This window comes from Alloalcanivorax sp. C16-1, from assembly GCF_046507805.1.
Taxonomy (GTDB): Bacteria; Pseudomonadota; Gammaproteobacteria; order Pseudomonadales; family Alcanivoracaceae; genus Alloalcanivorax.
Window position 1 is genome coordinate 88216 of sequence record NZ_JBKFTK010000001.1, and the last position, 21616, is coordinate 109831.

The window sequence follows — 21616 nt, forward strand, 5'->3', positions numbered from 1 at the left end:
ACGTGCTCCGAGAACGCGCGCTACAAGAACGCGCGAAGTGACATCCAGTGTGAGGGCCATCGCCGCCCACGGAAACCGGGGCTTTGCAAAACACTATAAAGACCGGGAAGAGAGGATGTGGTGCAGCCCGGCGCAGGACACCATCGGATCATCGCAATTCACCACCGTTTCCGAGCGCGCCAGAATGTGCGCCTTGCCGGTGATGGTGTTGCGCACCACGTCGTGGCCGCGCTCACCCAGGGTATCCACCCCCAGAAACTCGCCGACGAAACCGGACTCCCGCAACGATACGGTTTCCAGACGGTCGCCGGGCCGGATGCGTCCTTCGTGGTGCATCAATGCCAGCCGCGCCGAGGTACCGGTACCGGTGGTACTGCGGCAGATCACGCCGGGGTGCACGTAGGTGGCGGAGCGGGACCGGTAGTAATCATCGGCCACCCGCTCTTCCGGCCCCATGAAGTGCAGAAACGGCAGCGGGCCCACATCGCCCAGGGCGTAATGGGAAAAGCCGCGCCGGGTCTGGATCGCCTCGACGATGGCGCCGGCGCAGCGGGCCAGGTCGGCCTCTTCGTCGCGGGTCAGATGGAAACCCAGCTCGCCGGCGTCCACCAACGCGTAGAAGCCGCCGCTGTAGGCGACGCTGTAGGTGACCTCGCCCAGGCTCGGCACATGGATGGAGGCACGATGGGTGTCGATGTAACTGGGCAGCCCACCGCAGGTGATGGCCTCCACCCGGCCGTTCTCCACCCGGGCGTCGATGTGCACCAGCCCGGCCGGCGATTCCAGCATGAAACTCTGCAACCCCTCGCGCTTGGCGATCAGCCCGCTTTCCAGCAGGGCGGTGGCGGTGCAGATGGTGTTGGAGCCGGAATAGATCGGGTAGCCCATCACCTCCATGATGATGTAGCCGACCTCCGCGCGCGGGTCCGACGCCGGCACGATCAGGTCCACGGACATCTCCGGCGCGCCGTAGGGCTCCTCCAGCAACAATCGCCGCAGGCCGTCCGCGTCGTCACGCAGGTATTCCATTTTCCGGCGCACGGTGTCGCCGGGCAGCGGGTCGACGCCGCCGGTGACGATGCGGCTCACATCGCCGCCGGCGTGGGTGTCGAGCAGTTGCAGCGTCAGTTGGTCCTTCATGGCGCGTCCTCTTGCCGGGGCAACGCGAACGGCGCCCCGTGGGTGTCCCACTGCGCGTCGGGCACGATCACGATCTTGCCCAGAAAGCGGCTGCCGCGCGCCACGAAGTAGCGTTCCGCCCGGTGCAGATCGGAGAGACGGAAGGCGCCGTGCAGCACCGGTTGCAGGGCGCCGTCACGGATCCAGTGGATCAGCTGTTCGGCTTCCTCGCGGGTGCCGTGGGACACCCCGAACACCTGCACCTGATACAGATAGATGCGCGTCCACAGCATCTCGCTGACGTTGCCACCGCTGGCACCGGCGATGCTCAGCCTCGGGTAGCTGTGGCGCGCCGCCATGTCGAAAATCATGGCGTCGATGAAACGGTCGGTGAAGGTGCCGCCGACCAGATCCATCACCGCGTCCAGTGGCGCGCCGCCGGTCACTGCCTTGACGGCGTCGGTGAAGTCCTCCATGCGCGAGCGGTCCAGCACCGCCTCGGCCCCCAGGGCGCGCAGATCCTCGGCCTTGTCCGGCGTACTCAACGCGTAGGGAATGGCACCGAGAATCCGGCACAGCTGAATCAGCGCGGTGCCCACGCCGCCGCTGGCGCCGGTCACCAGCACCCGCTCGCCGGCCTGAACGCCGGCGGCGGTGAGCATGTGGTAAGCGGTCTGGTAAGAGCACATGCCCAGCGCCGCCAGCTCCGCGTCGGCCAGGTCCGGCCGCCCCACGGCATGAAACTGATCGGCGGGCACGGCGACGTATTCGGCGAAGCCGCCGTCGGCGCCGTGGCCGTAATAGTCAGGGGTCAGATTCAGATCCCGTCGGGTGTCCGGGTACAGGTTGAAATCCAGCAGCCCCCGTTCACCGATGCGGCCGGCGTCGACGCCCTCGCCCACCGCCACCACGCGACCGGCCACGTCGGCGCCCTGGATACGAGGAAACGTCAGAGTCGGCGAACCGCCCATCTGGAAGGACGCCACCTCATCCCGGTCCTTGGTGGGGTAGAGCCCTTCGCGGGCCTTGCGGTCGGTGTTGTTCTTGGCGGTGGCGGTGACCCGCACCAGCACCTCACCGGGCCCGGGGCGCGGCACCGGCAGATCGTCGCGGTAGACCAGCTTGTCCAGGCCGCCGTGGCCGGTGAGGACCATGGCCGCCTGGTGATCGGGCAATGGATGGTTTCCGATGGGGGCAACCATACTCGACCTCCTTGCACGGGATGGGTTACGGGATCCGTTGCTTACGTGATCACTTTCCCCTTCACCTGATAGCCCGACGGCGAATTTCAAGGTCGCGAACCGTGCGCTTTTCCCCCTCCGTGGGCATCGCGCCGGTGACGCCTATTCAGGCATCGACACCTCCCGGAAGGTACCGTCCTCGGTGCGCTCGAAGGCCACCTCCGGCGGCCAGGACAGCAACGCCACGAAACTGTCGTCCTCGGCCAGTATCACGCCCAGGGGCATGTTCAGCACGTTGGCCGGGTCGTTCAGGTAGTCCTCGCTTTCCTGACCGCTCATAAAGCACCAGCCGCTGTCGTTCTCGTCCACCGGCTGCTCGCGATACATGAACCCCACGTTGCCGCCTTCCACATAGGCGTCCCGGGACACCAGGCAGTACTGGGCGTACTGCTTCGCCAGCGACGGCTCCGGGTCGTCCACGCTCACATCCATGATGTGCCGCGCCTCGAAGCGCACCGCGTCCCCCGGCACCAGATCCTCGATATAGAGAGGCCGGTTAGCCAGCCGGCCGTCGAACACGCCTTCCTCGATGCGCACGATCTCCACCCACATGCGTTCGCCGGTGGGCGCGTCCGGATCGTCGGAATGGAGCATGAACACCAGCTTGGCCCGGTCGCCGGGCATCAGACTCTGGACCGCCGTGACCGACGGCTTGTGGAACGTATAGGGGTTTTCGTTGGCAATGATCTGAACGTCGTCCAGATGCCAGCTGGGTGTTGTCATGGGGCCTCCCCGGGCAGACAGTCGCGAAAAAAAGCATCGAGCGCCGCGGCATCGCCGCCGGCCGGCGCGTCGCCCTTGGCCTGATAGCGGGAAAACCGGGACAGTTCCTGCTCGATAAAGTCGTTGAGCGCCGGCATCGCCGGCACGAATTCCTTCTCCTGGCTGCGCTGTTTGCGCGCCAGCAAACGCTCGATGTCCTTGTTGACCGGAGTATTGTCCGCCACCAGCGCGCGCAGCCGGTCGAACTCGACGGGCGCCGGCGTGCGGAAGCGTTCCAGCCAGCGGATCGCCAACAGAGGCCGCAGCGCGTAAAAGTATTTTTTCAGAGGCACCAGTTGAGCCTTCAGATAGCCGCGGTAATTCTTGTCGGCCATGCTCAGATAGTGGAACACACCGCTGTCCACCGCGTACACCCGGGGCAGCAGCGCCCGCGCGCGCTCGGCGAAGCCGCTCTCGTCGCGATAGACGATCGGCGACTGAATCCATTCCACGAAGGACGGATTGGATTTGGCGAACAGCTTCAGCGCCTTGCGCAGGTCCCAGCCGTTCAGGTCGATGTCGTCGGTGATGTCGTATTCGATCACGTCGCGGCGGTCTTCCACATCCAGGGACAGATACCAGTCGCGCGGGTGCGCATAGACGAAACGCACGTCATAGTCGCTGTTCGGCGACGGGAAGCCCCAGGCGCGGCTGCCGGATTCCACCGCCATCAGAATGCGCACTCCGTGTTCGCGCTCGGCGGCCGCCAGACGCGCCATGATCTCTTCACGGATCAGCGGGTCGATGGGTCCTTGCTCAGGGTCGTTCGTCATAATAGTGCGGATCTAAAGAAGAGAAAGCTGTACGCCGCAGTCGCGGAACATCCGCCGCAGCCGAGCCGACAGAGTGGCATCATCCACGCCGCCGGCGTCGAAGGTAATGGTGAGACAACGCAGGCCCAGCATTTCTCCCACCGCCGCCTCGAAGGTCAGCGTCACGGTATCGGCGGTCTGGGTGACGGTGTCCACGCCGCCCCAGCCGCCGTGCTCCGGATCGCACCACTCCAGGTAATAGCCGGGCGCCTCTTCCACCGCTTCCAGGGCTTCGAAATCGCGCTGCAGTACCAGGTAGCGCTGCGGGTTGTCCGGGTCGTCGGCGAACCCCAGCAGATAGCAGAAGCCCTCCGGGTGATCGAGCACCACGGAGCGGGCGTGAAAGGTAACCTGGGCCGGGTTCATAGGCGGCTCCTTGCCGTCGGGCCGGGCGCGTGGCTCAGCCGTGGCGGGCGAGAATCTCGCGTCGATCCATGAATTGCAGCGCCCGCGCCAGTTCGCGATGGCCGCGCCGGGCGGCGTGCAGGGAATACCAGGCCTGCAGGCCCTCGCTGTCGCCGGGCACCCGCTCCAGGGCGTGCTCCACGGCACGCAGATAGGGCGTACGCAGGGCGGTCGGCAGGGAGGGCGCGCCGTCTTCCTCGCGGCCCAGTTCGATGGCCGCCACCAGCGCCAGCTGGCCGGCGTCCACCAGCCGTGGCACCGCCGCGTAGGAGGCCGTGCCCACCTTGCCCTGGTACACCAGGTGGTCGCGCAGGCGCTCAAGCGCGCCGGCGTCACCGGCGGCCAGGGCGTCCAGCACCGGGAACGGATCGTAAGCCCGGCCCCGCGCGCAGCGCCAGGGGGATTGCTCATCGCTCATGGGGCATGGCTCCCATCAGTGTTCCTTATTCAGGTGTTCCGGCGTCAGGTCGGGGAAGTGCCGCCGGGTTGGTGAAGCTCCAGGGTATCACCTTCACGCACCCGCCGGTGCAACACAGGTCGTTCCCGGGGCCAGCCGCAAATGATCCACCACCCGCGCCGCCACCGCCGGCAGGCAGCCCTTGAAAAAGTGATCCGTCCCCGGGAACACGGTGACCGGGTGGCGATCGGCGCGCAGGTGCGCCAGCAGATCCGCCAGCGGCGCCCGTTCGTCGTCTTCGCCGTGCAGCAGCAGGGCACCGGCGGGCACCGTCACCGGCGCGTAATAGCGGCCGTCGGGCACCTGCCCCACCGGCATGCCGAGCAGGGCCAGGGCCGCCACCGGCTGCTCCAGCCGCGCCGCCGCGCGGGCGAACACCCAGGCACCGAACGAGAATCCCACCAGCGCCAGGGGCAGGTCCGGCCAGCGCCCGCGCAGGGCCTTGATCATCACCAAAGTGTCGTCGGTCTCGCCCTCGCCGTCGTCGTGTTCGCCGTCGGAGCCGTCCACGCCACGAAACGCCGGGCGCACCGTCAGCCAGCCGGCGTCGCGCAGGGCGCGGGCCAGGGCGTGGGGCACGGGATGGCGCGGCGACCCGCCCAACACCGGCTGCGGGTGCCCCACCAGTACCAGCCCGCGGGGCGCCCCGGCGGGATGGTCCAGGGTCAACCGCAGGCGGCCCGCCGGGCCGTCGAGATCCAGGGTTTCGCGGGAAGCGCTCATCAGATATCCGGGTGGCAGCGTGAAAGGCCTTGCATGCTAGCACGGCGAACCGGTCAGGAAGACGCGTCGCAAATACGGTCACGGCCGCCCTGCTTGGCGGCGTAGAGCGCCTGGTCCGCGCGCTTCAGCAGGCTTTCCACGGTATCGCCGCGGGTCAAGGCGGCCAGGCCACCGCTGAGACTGGTGGTGATCCGCTCTTCGGCGGACACCGCCATGGTGGTGCCGGCCAGCAGCTGGCGCAGCCGCTCGCCCACCGCCCGGCCGCCTTCGACGGTGGTGTCCGGCAGCATCAGGATGAACTCCTCGCCGCCCAGACGCCCGCACAGGTCCACCTCCCGACCGACGCCCATCAGCAACCGGGCGAAGGCACGCAGCACCGCGTCCCCGGCGCCGTGGCCCCAGGTGTCGTTGATGCGTTTGAAATAATCCAGATCCAGCAACAGCACGGACAGCGGCAAACCGGAGCGCTGCGAGTGGGCCACCTGCCACTCCAGGGTTTCCATTACCGCGCGCCGGTTGGACAGACCGGTGAGCTCGTCGGTGCGCGCCTGGGCGCTGAGCTGCTTGCGCATGATTTGTTGATGGATCTCATGGCCCACGCTGTCGGCCAACAGTTGCATGAAAATCAGGTCGTCCCGGGAGAACGGGCGGCAGGGATTCAGGGAGGAGAAGTTCAGGGTGCCGTACACTTCGCCGTCCACCTGAATGGGGCAGCCGATATAGGCTTCCAGGCCGAACTCCCGGTAACAGGGGTGCACACGGATTTCGCTTTCGCCGGCATGATGAAAGCCGATCGGCTCATGGGCCTTCAGGGTGTGCACGCAGTAGGTGCCGGACAGCTCGAAGGAATCACCGGGGTTGATGCCGCTGGCCGGGTCCAGGCAATGCTCGACGCGGAAATCCTCGCCGCGAATCCGCGACTGCACCGCCAGATCCAGGCCGAAATGCCGGGCCCCCAGCGACAGAATCGCATCGATACGCGCCGCCTCGTCCAGCGCCGGGCTGGCGGTGATGGCGTGCAGGCGCTGCAAAGTGTCGACGGTTTTCTCCGCCGCCTCGGCGGGCCGGATCAAACCGATGAAGCCGCGCAGTTGATCGCGCTCGTCGCGCATCGTTCCGCCGGACGTGTGGGCGAGAAACACGGTGCCATCGGCGCACCGGTAGCGGATCCGGTAGGCCTGCATCCCAATACGGCTGAACCGGTTGTAGCGCTTCTCGCCCTGCTCGGCGAAATCGTCGGGGGTGGCGTAGAGCATCGATGTTTGCCGCCCGATCCACTCATCCCCGCGGTAGCCGAACAGCTCCTCGGCGGCCGGGTTGGCATAACGAATGCGCCGCTCCGCGTCCGCCACCACCACCGCTTCGGGCAGGTGATCGAAAAAGTCCGCCAGCAGGGTCGGCGACACGTAGGCCAGAGGCGCCATGGAAGCTTTGTTCATATTCGAGTGACCGTCTCACGTTCGTCTCGGCAGCAATGCTTCAACGTCCGGCGGCCATTGTCAAAACCCTGGCGGCGGTGGAACACCAACCCGGCGGTGTGGGCGGTGCTTACCAACAACGAACAATGCGCACGTGATTGCGGTTACGGCTGTAGGACGGCGGCTGGCCGAACCAGCGCTGATAGGTCCGCGACAGGTGCGCGGAATCGGTGAAGCCGGCGGCGTGGGCGATGTCGGTAAGGCTGCGGCGCGAGTGCAGCAGTTCGAACACGCGCTGCAGCTTGCGCCAGGCTTTGTAATCGCGCAACGACATGCCAAACACCTCGCGCATCAGCCGCGACGCCCAGAAATACGACATGCCCAGTTGTTCGGCCAGTTGCGAGAGACTCAATTCCGGTTGCTGTTCCAGCAGCGCGCGAATGCGCGGGCCGCGCGGGTCGCCGTGGGCCGCTGCCCGCAGGTGGCGGAACGGCTCCCGCAGCACCGCCTGATACAGCGCCGGCGCGCCGGCGGCGGGATAATGACCGTGAAACAGCGCGTCCAGATCCCCGTCGAAGTCGCTGAACCATTCCCGCTCCAGGGGGCGCACTCGACCCGCCGCCAGCTGGGTAAGCCGGTCATAACAGCAGGAACTCGGCGTGACGTGGAACCCCACCACCGGCACGTCCCGGGCAATCAGGGCGCGGGGCACGAACGGCGGAATCAGCACCGCGCCGGCCTGAATTTCCCGACCGCCGGCGTTCACGGCGAAACGGCCGTTTCCCACCGCCAGCAGCAATGCCGCCGACGGCGGGCGGGTGGTGCTGGTGTTGATCCAGGGCGCGGTATAGATAAAACCGCGCCGCCCGATCATGTACACGTGATCCTTGACCCGGTGCGACAGCAGCCCGAAGCCGGGGCCGTCGCCAGGCACGCTTCTCAACGCCATGGCTGTTCTCCTTCGCGGCGGCGGGGGCCGCCGGCATAGAGCCCACCGGTCATCATAGCCCATGTCTCAAACGGTCCACCTTGTACGTTTTTGCGGTGCGGCGGCCGCCGTCCGGTGATGTGAGGCAAAACCGTTCAATCCTTCCGCTTGCGCATACGCCACCCTGAATGTTCGACACCGGAAAGAAACCGGACTGCGCCTCGACGGCAATGCGCGCCGGTTCTCATTTCCGCGAAAAATAACAAAAGGGAGTTCATGACTATGAAAATAAGCGCTCTTCACAATCGCCGGCGATATGGCTTTGGCGCCACCGCCATCACCTCGCTGGCGCTGATGATGGCCGGTTGCGGCGGCTCATCCTCGCATCACGACCCGGCCCCCCAGTCACGCAGCGGCGTGTTCGGCGCCATCCCGGTGGCCGGGCTGGACTACCGCCAGGGCGATGGCGCCACGCGCACCACCGACGCCGACGGCCGCTTCGTTTATACCGGCGACACCACCCTGACCTTCGCCATCGGTGCCTTGACCCTGGGCCAGGGCGACCCCTCCGCGCGGCTCACCGAAACCGACCTGGGCGGCGAGAACGGGGCCGTCCTGGGCACGCCGGCGGCCAATACCCTGGTGCTGCTGCACAGCCTGGACGCGGACGGCGATCTCAATAACGGCATTCAGCTTACCGACACCATCCGCCAGAGCGTCTCCAACGCCGCCGCCAGCCTGGACCCGACCCAGGACAGCGCGGCCTTCAACAGTGCCCTGCAGGACGTCGTCACCGCCCTGGAACAGGCCGGCGCCTTCTCCGACACGGACCCGCGCCCGCGCCCGCTGACGTCGGCGGCGGACGCCCGCGACACCTTTCTGAGAGCCGCCGGCCCCCGCCATGAGGTGGCCACCACCGGCGGCCGGCTGCTCGGTTTCGAAGGCAACGAGCGGACCTGGCAATACCTGGCCATTCCCTACGCCCAACCGCCCCTGGGCGCGCTGCGCTGGAAGCCGCCGGTGGCACCGGAGCCCTGGCAAGGGGTGCGTCAGGCGGTGGCCTGGAGCGACCAGGCGGCGCAGAACACCGCCCTGGAACGCTTCGGCGAAGGCGGCATGAGCGAGGACTCACTCTATCTCAACGTCACCGCGCCCAAGGACGCCGAAGGGCTACCGGTGATGGTCTGGTTCCACGGCGGCGGCTTCACCGCCCTGACCAGCAACACCCACCCCTTCAACAATCCGGAGGCGATGGCCAGCCGGGGCGTGGTGCAGGTGTCCGTCAATCACCGGCTGGGACCGTTCGGCTACATTGCCCACCCGGACCTGAGCGCGGAGAGCGGCTACAACGGTTCCGGCAACTACGGCCAGATGGATCTGATCGCCGCCCTGGAGTGGGTCCAGGACAATATCGCCGCCTTCGGCGGCGACCCGGACAAGGTGACGATCTTCGGGGAGTCCGGCGGTGGCCGGAAAACCCTGTCGCTGATGGCCTCGCCCCGGGCCGCCGGCCTGTTCCACCGGGCCATCAGCCAGAGCGGCACCCTGATCCCCGACACCCGTAGCCTGGCCGACGCGGAAGCCATCGGCAGCCAGTTGCAGACCAACCTGGGCGCCGCTTCCCTGGAGGACATGCGCGGCGCCGACTGGCGCCAGGTGGTGGCCGCCGCCGCCGCCCTGACCCCCTATACCAATGTGGACAATTACTACCTGCCCTACACGGAGCGGGTGGCGTTCGAGTCCGGCAACCAGAACGACGTGCCCTTTATGTTCAGTGTCAACGCCAACGACACGCCGGACCCCACCAGCACCGCCATTAACGTCTTCCCGTGGATGGCGCCGCTGTGCTCGGCCAATCACTACGCCACTTACTTCACCCACCAGCCCGCCGGCTGGAAAGCCCGGGGCGTGCAGGCGTACCACGCGGCGGAACTGGCCTACACCTTCAACATGCCGGAAAGCGTGGTTACCCATTACCTGCTGGGGCTGGTGATCGACCCGGCCACCGGCCAGTCGCTGGTGATCGGCGACCTGAACGGCAACGGCGTGAGCGGCTCCCAGGGCGACCCGGCGGACATTCTGGCGTCGGCGGGCTTCGACGCCACCGACGATCAGGTGATCGACCGGATGCTCACCATCTGGACCAACTTCGCCAAAACCGGCAGCCCGGACATCGCCGGCGAATTGACCTATCCGCTCTATGACGGAGCCACCGAAAGCTATGTGGAAATCAGCGCCGACGCAGAGGTGAAAAGCGGCCTGGGCGCGGTCCTGGACGACTGACGAACAATAAGAATCGAGGAGAACGACATGCGATCCATCGCACGAATAACCGGCCTGGCCCTGGTGCTCGCGCCGCTGGCGCTGATCGGCTGCGGCGGCGACAGTGACAGCCCTTCCTCCGGCGGCGCCAGCCGCCAGGGCACCTTCATGGACGGCCCGGTGGCCGGGCTCGGCTATCGGGCCGGCGACCGGGACGCCGCCGTCACCGATGCCCTGGGCCGGTTCCGCTACCGGGACGGTGACACGGTGAGCTTTTTTATCGGCGAGCTGGCCCTGGGCGGCGCCCGGGGCGCCGGGGTACTGACGCCGCTGAGCATCACCGACGGCGCCGGGACGGCCGACCAAACGGAGGTGCACAACAAACTGATCCTGCTGCAGACCCTGGACCAGGACGGCGACCTGAACAACGGCATCCAGATCAGCGAGGCCATCGCCGGGGTGGTCTCCGACCACGCGGCGGAGATCGACTTCAGCCGCGACACCGCCACCTTCCGGACCGACCTGCAGCCGCTGCTGGGCCAGCTCAATCAGCAGGCGCTGTTCGACGACACCGATCCACGCCCCCGGCGGGTACGCGCCGCCGAATCGGCGCTGGCGCATTTCATCCGTGGCAGCGGCCCGCGCAAACAGGTGACCACCACCGGCGGCGAACTGCGCGGCTTCGAGGCCGACAACGGGACCTGGCAGTTTCTCGGCATCCCCTATGCCACGCCGCCCCTCGGCGAGCTGCGCTGGAAACCGCCGGTGCCGCCTCGGCCCTGGGAGGGCGTGCGTGAAGCCACCGACTGGGCCGATCAGTCCGCCCAGGACCCGGCCCTGGAAAGCATCAACGAAGGGGGCATGAGCGAGGACTCGCTGTACCTGAACGTGACCGCGCCGAAAAACGCCGACGGCCTGCCGGTGATGGTCTGGTTCCACGGCGGCGCCTTCGCCATCCTGTCCGGCAACTCCGAGCAGTACAACAACCCGGACAGCCTGACCACCCGGGGCGTGGTGCTGGTCACCGTCAATCATCGCCTGGGCCCGTTCGGCTACATCGCCCACCCGGCCCTTACCGAGGAAAGCGGCTACAACGGCTCCGGCAACTATGGCCAGATGGATCTGGTGATGGCCCTGGAATGGGTGCGCGACAACATTGCCGCCTTCGGCGGCGACCCGGACAACGTGACCCTCTTCGGCCAGTCCGGGGGCGGCGGTAAAACCTACTCACTGATGAACTCACCGCAAGCCGCCGGCCTGTTCCACAAGGCCATCGTCATGAGCGGCTTCGCGCCGCTGGAGGAAGACAGCGCCCCCAACGACTCCCTGGCGGAATCCGAGGCCATCGGCCAGGCGTTGTTCGAGCGGGTCGGCGTGGCGACTCTGGAACAGGCCCGCGCCCTGCCCTGGACCGCCTTTACCGACGCCGACCGCGCCGGCGAGATTCCCAGGCAGACCTACCGGCCCAACGTGGACCACTTCTATCAAACCAAAACCTACCACCAGAACGTGATCGACGGCCTGCCCGGCGACGTGCCGCTGATGGCCGGTGTCACCGCCGGTGACTACCCGCACCTGCGCGGCGCCCTGCCGGTGTGGCTGGAACAACGCTCGGCGGCCTACCAGTCCAACCAGTACATCTACAAGTTCACCCGGGTGCCGCCGGGCTGGGAAGACCTGGGCCTGCGCAGCTGCCATGGCTGCGAGCTGCCCTACCTGTTCAACCATCCCGCCGGGCTGGTGCAGAACTTCCTGCTCGGGCTGGTGCTGACGCCAGAAGGCCAACGGCCGGTGATCGGCGATCTCAACGGCAATGGCGTCACCGGTTCCCAGGGCGATCCGGTGGACCTGTATCTGTCCATGGGCTACGACCAGAACGACGAAACGGTCAGCGACCGGATGATGACCATGTGGACCAACTTCGCCAAAACCGGCGACCCCAGCCCCGACGACCTGCACTGGCCCGCCTACACGCTGGCCAACGACAGCTACCTGGAAATCCGCCAGGACACCGGGCTGTCCGTGGAAACCGGCGTGGAAGCGGCGATGGGGCTGGAGTAAACCCGATCCTGGCCGGCACGCCTACAACCCGGCCAGGCGCTCCAGGGTGTCCGGGTAGCGTTCGATCAAACGGATCAGGGTGGCGGCCTGGGCGTTGGGCCGGGCGCGGCCCTGCTCCCAGTTTTCCAGGGTGCGGGGGTTGGTGCGCAGGTACATGGCGAACACCGCCCGGGACAGGTTGAGGCGCTCGCGCAGTGCCAGCAGGTCATCGGCGTCGATGGACGCCACCGGCGCCAGCCGCGCCTCCTGACCACGCAGCGTCAGCTTGCCCTGACGCTGCGCCTCCAGTTCCTGAAAGCCTTCCTTCAATTCCGCGAACAGATCCCGCTTCATGTCATGGTCCTCCTGTCGGGTTACGCCGGGCCATCAGCTCCGTTTTCAGCAGAGACCTTAGCGCCCGGCGCTCCGCCGGCGTCAAATCCTCGGCCTCGTCCTTGCCGTAGAGCGTGAACAACCAGAACTGAGCGCCCGTGGGCCACCAGTAATAGATCACCCGCAAGCCACCGCGCGTGCCCTTGCCGCGCCGTTCATCGACGAACCGCAACTTGCGCAATCCGCCAGTGCCCGGAATTCGGGGGCCGGCCTCGGGATGCAGCATCAGAATCCGCTGCAGCAGCCAATAGGTGTCCTCGTCCAGATACGCCGCCCGGTGGCGCCGGAATGGCGTCAACTCCACGAATACCGCTCGCATACTATACGCTCCCTGCGTACAAATAAACCCCCACCCGCGAGGATGGACCATCCAGGTGCTTAATGTACGCAGGCGGCAACAGCGGCGGAGTCGGGCGATGGCCCGTGGTGTTGTAGGAAATCAAAGAGCAGGAATGTCAGCCGATCGCCCTGATTGACGTCGGCCGGTTGCGATCAGCGCGACCCGCCGGCGGCCAGCACCGCTTCCGCCAGAGCGGCCACGGAGAGCGGCGCGCTGCCCTCCGCCTTGTTGCTGAGGGTGACGAAGGCCGGCCAGCCGGCGCCGGTGGTGCCGGCGATCACCCGCGCCAGGGCGGCGCGGGTGTCCGGATCCGGGTCCACCAGTTTGTCGTAGGGCGCGTACTGGTCGCGGGCGGTTTCGTAGCCGTAGGCGCCGTGCTTGAGATTGAGGTTCCAGCGGCACACCAGCGGGCCCGGCCAGAGCGCGCGCAAGATCGGCAGCTGCTCAGCGATGGGTGGCATCTTGCCGTGCAGGCCCAGGCAATAGGTGGCGCCGGTATCCTTGAGCGCGGCCACGAAGTCCGGCGTCAGCCAGTGCGGATCACGCACCTCCACCGCCAGCAGCGCCGCCGGGGCGCGCACGCGCAGGGCCCGGAGCAGGCCGTGCAGTCGCTCGATCACCGGCGCCATATCGTTCAGCCACACCGCCGGCAGCGGGCTGATCTGCAGCACCAGCGCACCCAGTTTGTCGCCCAGCCCCTCCCCGGCCGGCGCGGCCAGATCCCGCCAGGCGAGTTCCAGGTCGAGAAAATCCGGATTGGGCTGCAGCCCTTGCCCGCCCCGGCCGCGCCGCAGGGCATCGGTGACCTGCCCCGGCGCTTTCACCACAAACCGGAAATCCGCCGGCACCTGGGCGGCGTACGCCGCGTATTGCTCCACGGTCAGCGGCCGGTAAAAGCCCCGGTCCAGCCCCACCGCGCCAAACAGCGGATGGCGGGCGTAGGCCGGCAGGCCGTGGCGGGACAGCTGTTCTTCCGTGTAGGTCCGGTCCCAAACCCGGCCCGCCCAGCCCGGGTAATGCCAGGACGAGGTGCCCAACCACAGTCGCGGCGGCAGGGCGCCCGCCAGGGGCGCGAGGGCCGGATCCGGGTCGGCGGCGCCCACCACCGGTGGCAGGCTGCCGTCATCGTCGAACAGGGAAGCGGTAAAAGGCGGTGAGTGATCCATCGAAGACCGGGGGCGATCAAGGAGCCATCAAGGGTACGAAAGCCGGCGCGCGAATCAAGCCACGCCGGCCTCCGGGTCAGGCCGGCCGGGGCAACTGGTCGAGAAATTTGTCCAGGGTGATGGGATAGTCCCGCACGCGCACGCCGGTGGCGTTGTAGACCGCATTGGCCACGGCGGCGCTGACACCGCAGATGCCCAGCTCGCCCACGCCCTTGGCCTTGAGCGGCGAGGAGTACCGGTCTTCCCCTTGCAGAAAGATCACGGTCTGCTCGGGGATGTCGGCGTGCACCGGCACCTCGTAGCTGGCCAGGTCGTGGGTGGCGAAAAAGCCCCGGCGGGTGTCCACCTTCAGCTCTTCCATCAAAGCCGCGCCCACGCCCATGGTCATGCCGCCGATCACCTGGCTGCGGGCGGTGATCGGATTGAGGATACGGCCGGCATCGCAGACCGCCAGCATCCGACGAACACGGATCTCCCCGGTGTAGGCGTGCACGCCCACCTCAACGAAGTGCGCCCCGAAGGTGGCCAGCACGTAATCCTTGTCGCGGAAATCGCCGAACTCGATCTGGTCCTCGGCCACCAGTTCGCGGTCGCCGGCCAGGCCGGCGAGCGGTGTGTTCTCGCCGCCATGGCGCACCTGCCCGTCCACGAACTCCAGTGTCGCCGGGTCGGCGCCGAGCCGTTCCGCGATCCGTTCGCGCAGGACCACGCAGGCGGCGTACACGCCGGCGGTGGCGCTGGCCGCGCCCCACTGGCCGCCGGAGCCGGCGGATACCGGCGCGTCGGAATCGCCGAGCCCCACCTCCACCGCGTCCACGGCGACGCCAAGCATCTCCGCCGCGGTCTGCGCGATGATGGTGTAGGAGCCGGTGCCGATGTCGGTCATGTCGGTGTCCACGCGCACGCGACCGTCCGGCTTGAGCGCCACCCGGGCACCGGACGCCTGGGCCGGCGCCCCCCGGTAGGCGCCGGCCACGCCGTGACCGATCAGCCAGGCACCGTCACGGCGCTGGCCGGGCTTGCGATTGCGCTCGGACCAGCCGAACTCATCGGCGCCCTGTTGCAGACATTCCACGAAGTGGCGTTCGGAGAAACGGCGCTCCGGCTTGCCCGGGTCCACCTGGGTGTCGTTGAGCACGCGGAACTCAACCGGGTCCATGTCCAGCTGTTCCGCCATCTCATCCATGGCCACTTCCAGCGCCATCAGCCCGGCGGCTTCCCCGGGGGCGCGCATGGCGTTGCTCTCCGGCAGGTGCATCTCCAGGGGCTGATCACGGAGCAGGCGGTTCTCACCGGCGTAGAAATGTTCCGTGGGAGCGGCGCCGTTTTCCCCGTCACCGCCGGGCAAGGTGTTGCTGGTATTGTCGTGGCCGATGGCGAGGATGCGACCGTCCGCGTCCGTGGCGATGCGGATACGCTGAATGGTTTGCGCCCGATGGGTGGCGTTGTTGGCGATCATCGGACGCGGCAGCGCCACCTTCACCGGTCGTCCGGTGGCCCGGGCCGCCGCCACCGCCAGCACGGCGTCGGCGCGCAGAAACAATTTGGCGCCGAAGCCGCCGCCGATGTACGGCGAGTCCAGACGTACTTTATCCGCCGGCAGATCGAACGCCTTGGCCAAGGCCTTTTTGCTCCATTCGATCATCTGGTTGGCGGTCCACAGGGTCAGCTGCCCGTCTTTCCATTCAGCGATGGACGCGTGCGGCTCCATTTGCGCGTGACACTGCCCCGGAGTGGTATAGGTGGCGTCGATTTTCGCCGGGGCGCCGGCGTAGGCGCTGTCGAAGTCACCGACCCTGGCCATCGGTTCCACCTCGTCGTCGCGATGCACCCGGTACCGCTCCGCCAGATCAAAGTGCGCGCTCTTGTCTTCGTCATAATCGGTACGGATCAGGGCGGCGGCGGCGCGAGCCTGCTCGAAGGTCTCCGCCACCACCACCGCGATGGCCTGATGGTAGTGCTGAACCTCGTCACCGCCGAACAGATAGGCCACGTTCATCGGCCCTTTCGGCAGGCGATCCATGTCCAGAGTGGTGATCACCGCCACCACGCCCGGCGACGCTTTCGCCGCCCGGGTGTCCATGGATGTGATGCGCCCCTTGGCGATGGCGGCGCCCACCGGATACCCGACCAACTGGCCCCTGGCCACATCATGGCGCTCGTAAGCGTAGGGCGCGGTGCCGGTGGTTTTCAGCGGGCCGTCGATGCGCTGCCAGGGCTGCCCCAACACCTTCTGCCGATCGGCGACATTGTCGCCCGCGGGTTTGTCGAATCGCATGGGTTACTCCTTCGCTTCCGCGAGCACGGCGGCCAGGGTGCGTTCGGCCAGCGTGACCTTGAACCGGTTTTCGTGGGTCGGGCGGGCGCCGTCCAGCAGCTTCGCCATCACCGCCTTGGCCCCCTGGGGCAAGTCGGCCTCGGCCCGTTCGTCACGCCATGGCTTCGGTGCCACGCCGCCGAGCGCGACCCGGCCACTGCCGTCCGCTTGCACCACCGCCGCCACCGATACCAGCGCGAACGCGTAGGACGCCCGGTCGCGCACCTTATGGTAGAAGTGCTTACCACCCAGCGGCTTGGGCAAGGTCACGGCGGAGATGAACTCGCCTTTATCGAGTACCGATTCAACGTGCGGCGTGTCGCCGGGCAGGGTGTGGAAGTCCGCCAGCGGGATCGAGCGGCGTCCTCCCCGGGCGTCCACCGTTTCCACTTGGGCGTCCAGCAGCCGCATGGCCACCGCCATGTCGCTGGGATGGGTGGCGATGCAATGCTCGCTGGCACCGATGATCGCCAACTGGCGGCTGGCGCCGCCGTCCAGGGCGGCGCAACCGGCGCCGGGCTGGCGCTTGTTGCAGGGCATATTGGTGTCGTAGAAGTACGGACAACGGGTGCGTTGCAGCAGGTTGCCGCCGGTGGTGGCCTTGTTGCGCAACTGGCCGGAAGCGCCGGCCACCAGGGCGCGGGTCAGCACCGCGTAATCGCGCCGCACCCGTGGATCCGCCGCCAGATCGGTATTGCGAACCAGCGCGCCGATGCGCAGCCCGCCTTCCCCGGTCTCTTCAATGGTGTCCAGACCCAGACCGTTCACATCGATCAGATGGGTGGGCGTTTCCACCTCGATTTTCATCAGGTCCAGCAGGTTGGTGCCGCCGGCGATGAACCGGGCGTTGTCCGCGGAGGCCGCCGCCGAGGCCGCCTGTTGCGCCGACGCGGCGCGCTCGTAGGTAAAGGCTCTCATGTCGTCTCCCCGGCCACGTCGCGCACCGCTTCCAGAATGTTGGCGTAGGCGCCGCAGCGGCAGATGTTGCCGCTCATCCGCTCACGAATCTCCGCCGCCGACACCACCATGGGCGCGGTCAGATCACCACTCACATGACTGGGAATGCCCGCGCGGATTTCTTCCAGCGTGGCCTTGGCGGAGCAGATCTGCCCCGGTGTGCAGTAGCCGCACTGATAGCCGTCGTGCTCGATGAACGCCGCCTGCATCGGGTCGAGGTTTTCCGGCGTGCCGAGTCCTTCGATGGTGGTGATCTCGTCACCCTCGTGCATCACCGCCAGCGACAGGCACGAATTGATCCGGCGACCGTTGACCATCACCGTGCAGGCGCCGCACTGACCGTGGTCGCAGCCCTTCTTGGTGCCGGTCAGTTGCAGATGCTCACGCAGCGCGTCCAGCAGCGTGACGCGGGTATCGGCGGTGACGGTGCGCGGTTGGCCATTGACGCGGAAATCCACCTTCGCAGTGGTGCCCGCCGCACCGCCCGACGCACCCGGCCCGGCTGCCTTGGTGGCGCTCCCGGACTGGCCAAACGCTAGTTTCGGCAAGCCCAGGGACGCGGCGGTGGCGGCGCCCACGATCAGCAGATCGCGGCGCGTGATTCTGAATCGTGAGAGCTTGGACATGATCAGCGATCCTTCGGGCTGGCGGGGCGGCGGGCCATCGCGGCGACACCACCCGCTTGCAAGGTCTGGGCATCTTTCACTACTAACGGTTTCACCATAGCCGAAAAGACTTCGGCTCTCCGTTGGCAGCGGATAAATAGAAGTAAAATTTGACGCTTCCCGGCGCCGGTGAGCGGCGCCCCGCCATCGTCGGCGGGCTGTGCGTGGTCAACCAGCGCAGGGACGGTCACCCGGCCTGAGCGCGCCGCTCACAGGTGATCGCTGAAGAAGGCGTCCAGCTTGTCGAACGGAATCAGCCCCACCCGGTCGTAGAGGTCTACGTGGCCGGCGCCGGGAATCTCCAGCAGCTCCTTGGGCTCGGCGGCGCGGGCGTAGGCGTCGCGGCTGAACTCGATGGAGTGCGCTTCGGAGCCAGTGATGAACAGCATCGGCCGGGGAGAGATGGTCTCGATGTCCTGGAATGGGTAGAAGTTCATGAACTTCACGTTGCTGGACAGCGTCGGGTGGGTGGTCAGCGCCGGGGACGAGCTTTCCGGCGTGTATTCGCCGCGCGGCGTGCGGTAGAAATCGTAGAACTCGCGCTCGATGGCCGTGGAGTCCTCGGTGATTTCATGCACGGTGCCGCTGGTGTAGCGGATTTCCCCGCCGTTGTATTCCACCTGCCGCTGTTTCGCCGCCTGTTCCAGGATCGCCTTGCGCTGTTCCAGGGACAAACCGTGGTTGAGCCCGTTACGGTTGGCGGCGCCCATGTTGTATATGCTCACCGTGGCCACCGCTTTCAGGCGCGGGTCGATCTTGGCGGCGCTGATGGCGAAACTGCCGCTGCCACAAATGCCGATCACACCGATGCGCTGCTCGTCCACGAACGCCTGGCTGGACAGAAAGTCCACCGCGGCGCTGAACGCCTCCGCGTAGAGATCCGGCGACACCGCGTGACGGGGCCGGCCCTCGCTCTCGCCCCAGAACGACAGATCCAGGGACAGGGTGACGAAGCCGCGCTCCGCCATCTTGGTGGCGTAGAGGTTGGCGCTTTGTTCTTTCACCGCGCCCATGGGGTGGCCCACGACGATGGCCGGATGGGCGCTGTCGCGGTCCAGCCCCTCGGGCACGAACAGGTTGCCCGCCACCTTCATCTGGTATTGGTTGGGGAAGGTCACCTTTTCCACGGTGACCCGGTCACTGGTGTAGAAATTGTTCGCATCGCTTGGCATGTCGGCTCCTCCCGTGGAGATCAAACACAAGTTGAAAATCAGCGCGATCAGCAGTGGCTTCATCATGACTCCGTTCGCCGGGTGAAGAAGGCCAGCATTACCGCCATCAGCAACAGGGCGGCGCTGACCAGGAAAGTGGTCTGGTAGCCACGGGTATCGAACAGGACGCCGCCCACCGACGAGCCCAGGGCAATGGAAAGCTGGATCACCGCCACCATCAGGCCGCCGCCGGTTTCCGCGTCGTCGGGCAGGGCCCGGGCGATCCAGGTCCACCAGCCCGCCGGCGCCGCCGTGGCCACCAGCCCCCAGAAGCCGAGCAGCGCCGCCACCGGCCACACCCGGTGGCCGAACAGGGTCAGCGCCACGGCGATGCCCACCATCAACAAAGGAATCAGCATCAGGGTGCGATACAGGTGCCGGTTGAGCACGAAGCCCACCAGGGTGGTGCCAAGCACGCCGGCGGCGCCGATGCCCATGAGAATCCAGGACAGGGTGCTTACATCCACCCGCGTCACCGTCTCCAGAAACGGCCGCACATAGGTGAACAGGGAAAACTGCCCCATGAAGAACACGCCCACCGCCAGCATGCCCACCGCCACCGGCGGCCGCGTGAGCAGCTTGAACACGGCGGTGGGCGCCGCCGGCCGTGCCTCGGCACGCATCGACGGCAGGCTTCGCCATTGCCAGAACAGCACCACCAGCCCCACCGGCACCAGGCAGAAAAAGGCCCCGCGCCAGCCGATCGCCTCTCCCAGCCAGGCGCCCAGCGGCGGCGCCACCACCATGGCCACGGCGTTGCCGCCGTTGAAGATGCCCAGCGCCCGGGGCACCTGGTGGGGCGGCACCAGCCGCATCGCCACCGCCGCGGACAACGACCAGAAGCCGCCGATCACCACGCCGATCAAGGCGCGGCCGATCATGTACACGGTGAAGGTGGGCGCCAGCGCCACCGTGGCGCCGGACACCACCATCAGTGCGGTGAGCAACAACATCAGGGTCTTGCGGTTCATGCGCCCGGCCAGGGAGGCGATGCTCAGGCTGGTGAGCACCGCGAACACGCCGGAGATGGTCAGCCCCTGCCCGGCCAGCCCCTCGCCCACGCCAAACTCGGCGGCGATGGGCGTGAGCAAACTGACCGGCAGGAACTCCGACGCGATCAGCGTGAACACGCACAGCGTCATGGCCAGCACGCCGCTCCAGCAGGCGGGCGCGGCGTGGTTCTGCTGCAGGGTCGCCGTTTGGGGTTGAGAAGACATTCAGGTCCTGTCCGCGTGGAAGAGGTTAGAGAGCCCGCATTCTCCGCCGCCGCCCCGAGGTTGACTAGCTAATGAATTCTTAATAAGTATATTAGCCTTGCTAATCAATCAGCCTGGACCCGAATGATTAAACGCAACTTCAACGACCTGCTGGCCTTCGTCACCGTGGCCCGGGAAGGCAGCTTCACCCGCGCCGCCGCGCGCCTGGGCGTGACCCAGTCCGCCCTCAGCCAGACCGTCAGCGGCCTGGAGCGACAGCTCGACATCCGTCTGCTGACCCGCACCACCCGCAGCGTCTCCCCCACCGCCGCCGGCGAACGCCTGCTGAAAACCATCGGCCACCGCTTCGACGAGATCGAGGCGGAACTGGACGCGCTCACCGAACTGCGCGACAAACCCGCCGGCACGGTGCGCATCACTTGCGGCGACCATGTGCTGCGCCACACCCTGCTGCCCCGCCTGGCGCCACTGATGCACGACTACCCCGACATCAATCTGGAATTCGACGTCAACTATGGCTTTCGCGACATCGTCGCCGACCGTTTCGACGCCGGCGTGCGTCTCGGCGACACCATCGACAAGGACATGATCGCGGTGCCCATCGGCCCGCCCCTGCGCATGGCCGCCGTGGCCACGCCGGCCTACTTCGAGGCCCACGGCCGACCGGCCACCCCGGCGGATCTCACCGGGCACCGTTGCATCAATCTGCGCTTTCCCACCCACGGCGGCCTGTACGCCTGGGAGTTCGATCACCAGGGCCGCGAGCAAACCGTGCGCGTGGACGGCCAGTTGGTGTTCAACACCTCACCACCAATAGTGGACGCCGCCCTGCACGGCCTGGGCATCGCCTTCCTGCCGGAGCAGGAGTTCGCGCCCCACCTGGAAGCGGGCCGCCTGGAGCGGGTGTTGGACGGCTGGTGCGAACCGTTCCCCGGCTATTACCTCTACTACCCCAGCCGCCGGCAGCCCTCGCCGGCTTTCTCCCTGGTGCTGAACGCCCTGCGGGTTTAGCGGGGCTCCAATGGCCTGCTCCAGCTCGGCGAGCCCGCGCCTGGCCAGGCGATGTTCATTGAGGCTGTAGCCCTGGGTGAGATGGTCGCGGCTTGAGCAGGTGGGCCACCCTCTATAATATTGAGACTGATTATCACTTGCATAATTTCCGGAATTGACGCGGGGGACGTCA

Annotated in this window: 20 protein-coding genes; 3 read left to right on the forward strand and 17 right to left on the reverse strand. The window is 67.1% G+C overall.

Going from position 1 to position 21616, the window contains the following annotated elements; translation table 11 throughout:
• Nucleotides 1–93: 93 nt before the first annotated feature.
• The 9 genes from ACLD0W_RS00440 to ACLD0W_RS00480 all read right to left on the reverse strand — a co-directional run bounded on the left by ACLD0W_RS00440 (nucleotide 94) and on the right by ACLD0W_RS00480 (nucleotide 7886).
• Nucleotides 94–1140: a proline racemase family protein gene (locus tag ACLD0W_RS00440; protein WP_410305552.1), complete on the reverse strand. Its 1047-nt coding sequence runs from the start codon at nucleotides 1138–1140 to the stop codon at nucleotides 94–96.
• Nucleotides 1137–2321, reverse strand: a complete 1185-nt coding sequence (locus ACLD0W_RS00445; RefSeq protein ID WP_410305553.1) for an alcohol dehydrogenase catalytic domain-containing protein — start codon at nucleotides 2319–2321, stop codon at nucleotides 1137–1139. The genes ACLD0W_RS00440 and ACLD0W_RS00445 overlap by 4 nt, the downstream gene beginning before the upstream one ends.
• Nucleotides 2322–2462: 141 nt before the next feature.
• The gene (locus tag ACLD0W_RS00450; protein ID WP_410305554.1) at nucleotides 2463–3083 is read right to left on the reverse strand and encodes a DUF2185 domain-containing protein; all 621 of its coding nucleotides are present in this window, start codon (nucleotides 3081–3083) and stop codon (nucleotides 2463–2465) included.
• Nucleotides 3080–3895, reverse strand: a complete 816-nt coding sequence (locus ACLD0W_RS00455; protein ID WP_410305555.1) for a nucleotidyltransferase domain-containing protein — start codon at nucleotides 3893–3895, stop codon at nucleotides 3080–3082. The genes ACLD0W_RS00450 and ACLD0W_RS00455 overlap by 4 nt, the downstream gene beginning before the upstream one ends.
• Nucleotides 3896–3907: 12 nt before the next feature.
• Nucleotides 3908–4300: a hypothetical protein gene (locus tag ACLD0W_RS00460; RefSeq protein WP_410305556.1), complete on the reverse strand. Its 393-nt coding sequence runs from the start codon at nucleotides 4298–4300 to the stop codon at nucleotides 3908–3910.
• A 34-nt stretch (nucleotides 4301–4334) separates the two neighbouring features.
• The gene (locus ACLD0W_RS00465) at nucleotides 4335–4757 is read right to left on the reverse strand and encodes a hypothetical protein (RefSeq protein ID WP_410305557.1); all 423 of its coding nucleotides are present in this window, start codon (nucleotides 4755–4757) and stop codon (nucleotides 4335–4337) included.
• Between the two features lie 93 nt (nucleotides 4758–4850).
• Nucleotides 4851–5519, reverse strand: a complete 669-nt coding sequence (locus tag ACLD0W_RS00470; protein WP_410305558.1) for an alpha/beta hydrolase — start codon at nucleotides 5517–5519, stop codon at nucleotides 4851–4853.
• 53 nt (nucleotides 5520–5572) lie between these two features.
• Complete coding sequence (locus ACLD0W_RS00475; protein ID WP_410305559.1) at nucleotides 5573–6958, reverse strand: diguanylate cyclase; 1386 nt, start codon at nucleotides 6956–6958, stop codon at nucleotides 5573–5575.
• Nucleotides 6959–7067: 109 nt separating this feature from the next.
• Nucleotides 7068–7886, reverse strand: a complete 819-nt coding sequence (locus tag ACLD0W_RS00480; RefSeq protein WP_410305560.1) for a helix-turn-helix domain-containing protein — start codon at nucleotides 7884–7886, stop codon at nucleotides 7068–7070.
• A 261-nt stretch (nucleotides 7887–8147) separates the two neighbouring features.
• Between ACLD0W_RS00480 and ACLD0W_RS00485 the strand changes: the two genes are divergently transcribed.
• Nucleotides 8148–10148 (forward strand): carboxylesterase/lipase family protein, encoded by a 2001-nt coding sequence (locus tag ACLD0W_RS00485; protein ID WP_410305561.1) that lies wholly within the window; start codon nucleotides 8148–8150, stop codon nucleotides 10146–10148.
• 27 nt (nucleotides 10149–10175) lie between these two features.
• Nucleotides 10176–12188 (forward strand): carboxylesterase/lipase family protein, encoded by a 2013-nt coding sequence (locus tag ACLD0W_RS00490; RefSeq protein WP_410305562.1) that lies wholly within the window; start codon nucleotides 10176–10178, stop codon nucleotides 12186–12188.
• Between the two features lie 21 nt (nucleotides 12189–12209).
• On the opposite strand, the gene ACLD0W_RS00495 is transcribed toward ACLD0W_RS00490, so the two are convergent.
• The 8 genes from ACLD0W_RS00495 to ACLD0W_RS00530 form a co-directional block, all read right to left on the reverse strand.
• Complete coding sequence (locus ACLD0W_RS00495; protein ID WP_138770993.1) at nucleotides 12210–12521, reverse strand: helix-turn-helix domain-containing protein; 312 nt, start codon at nucleotides 12519–12521, stop codon at nucleotides 12210–12212.
• 1 nt (nucleotide 12522) lies between these two features.
• Complete coding sequence (locus ACLD0W_RS00500) at nucleotides 12523–12879, reverse strand: toxin (RefSeq protein WP_410305563.1); 357 nt, start codon at nucleotides 12877–12879, stop codon at nucleotides 12523–12525.
• A 173-nt stretch (nucleotides 12880–13052) separates the two neighbouring features.
• The gene (locus ACLD0W_RS00505; RefSeq protein ID WP_410305564.1) at nucleotides 13053–14066 is read right to left on the reverse strand and encodes a DUF72 domain-containing protein; all 1014 of its coding nucleotides are present in this window, start codon (nucleotides 14064–14066) and stop codon (nucleotides 13053–13055) included.
• 76 nt (nucleotides 14067–14142) lie between these two features.
• Nucleotides 14143–16344: an aldehyde oxidoreductase molybdenum-binding subunit PaoC gene (paoC, locus tag ACLD0W_RS00510; RefSeq protein WP_410305565.1), complete on the reverse strand. Its 2202-nt coding sequence runs from the start codon at nucleotides 16342–16344 to the stop codon at nucleotides 14143–14145.
• A 3-nt stretch (nucleotides 16345–16347) separates the two neighbouring features.
• Nucleotides 16348–17301, reverse strand: coding sequence for an FAD binding domain-containing protein (locus tag ACLD0W_RS00515; RefSeq protein WP_410305566.1), 954 nt, complete (start codon nucleotides 17299–17301; stop codon nucleotides 16348–16350).
• Nucleotides 17298–17966 carry an aldehyde dehydrogenase iron-sulfur subunit PaoA gene (gene paoA / locus ACLD0W_RS00520; RefSeq protein WP_410305567.1) on the reverse strand — a complete coding sequence of 223 codons (669 nt, stop codon included), beginning with the start codon at nucleotides 17964–17966 and terminating at the stop codon, nucleotides 17298–17300. The genes ACLD0W_RS00515 and paoA overlap by 4 nt, the downstream gene beginning before the upstream one ends.
• Nucleotides 17967–18214: 248 nt before the next feature.
• Nucleotides 18215–19177, reverse strand: coding sequence for an alpha/beta hydrolase (locus ACLD0W_RS00525; protein WP_410305568.1), 963 nt, complete (start codon nucleotides 19175–19177; stop codon nucleotides 18215–18217).
• Nucleotides 19178–19239: 62 nt separating this feature from the next.
• On the reverse strand, nucleotides 19240–20433 hold the full coding sequence (locus ACLD0W_RS00530) for an MFS transporter (RefSeq protein WP_410305569.1): 1194 nt from the start codon (nucleotides 20431–20433) through the stop codon (nucleotides 19240–19242).
• Nucleotides 20434–20556: 123 nt separating this feature from the next.
• Here ACLD0W_RS00530 and ACLD0W_RS00535 point away from each other — a divergent pair, with 123 nt between their 5' ends.
• Complete coding sequence (locus ACLD0W_RS00535; RefSeq protein WP_410305570.1) at nucleotides 20557–21444, forward strand: LysR family transcriptional regulator; 888 nt, start codon at nucleotides 20557–20559, stop codon at nucleotides 21442–21444.
• Nucleotides 21445–21616 lie beyond the last annotated feature (172 nt).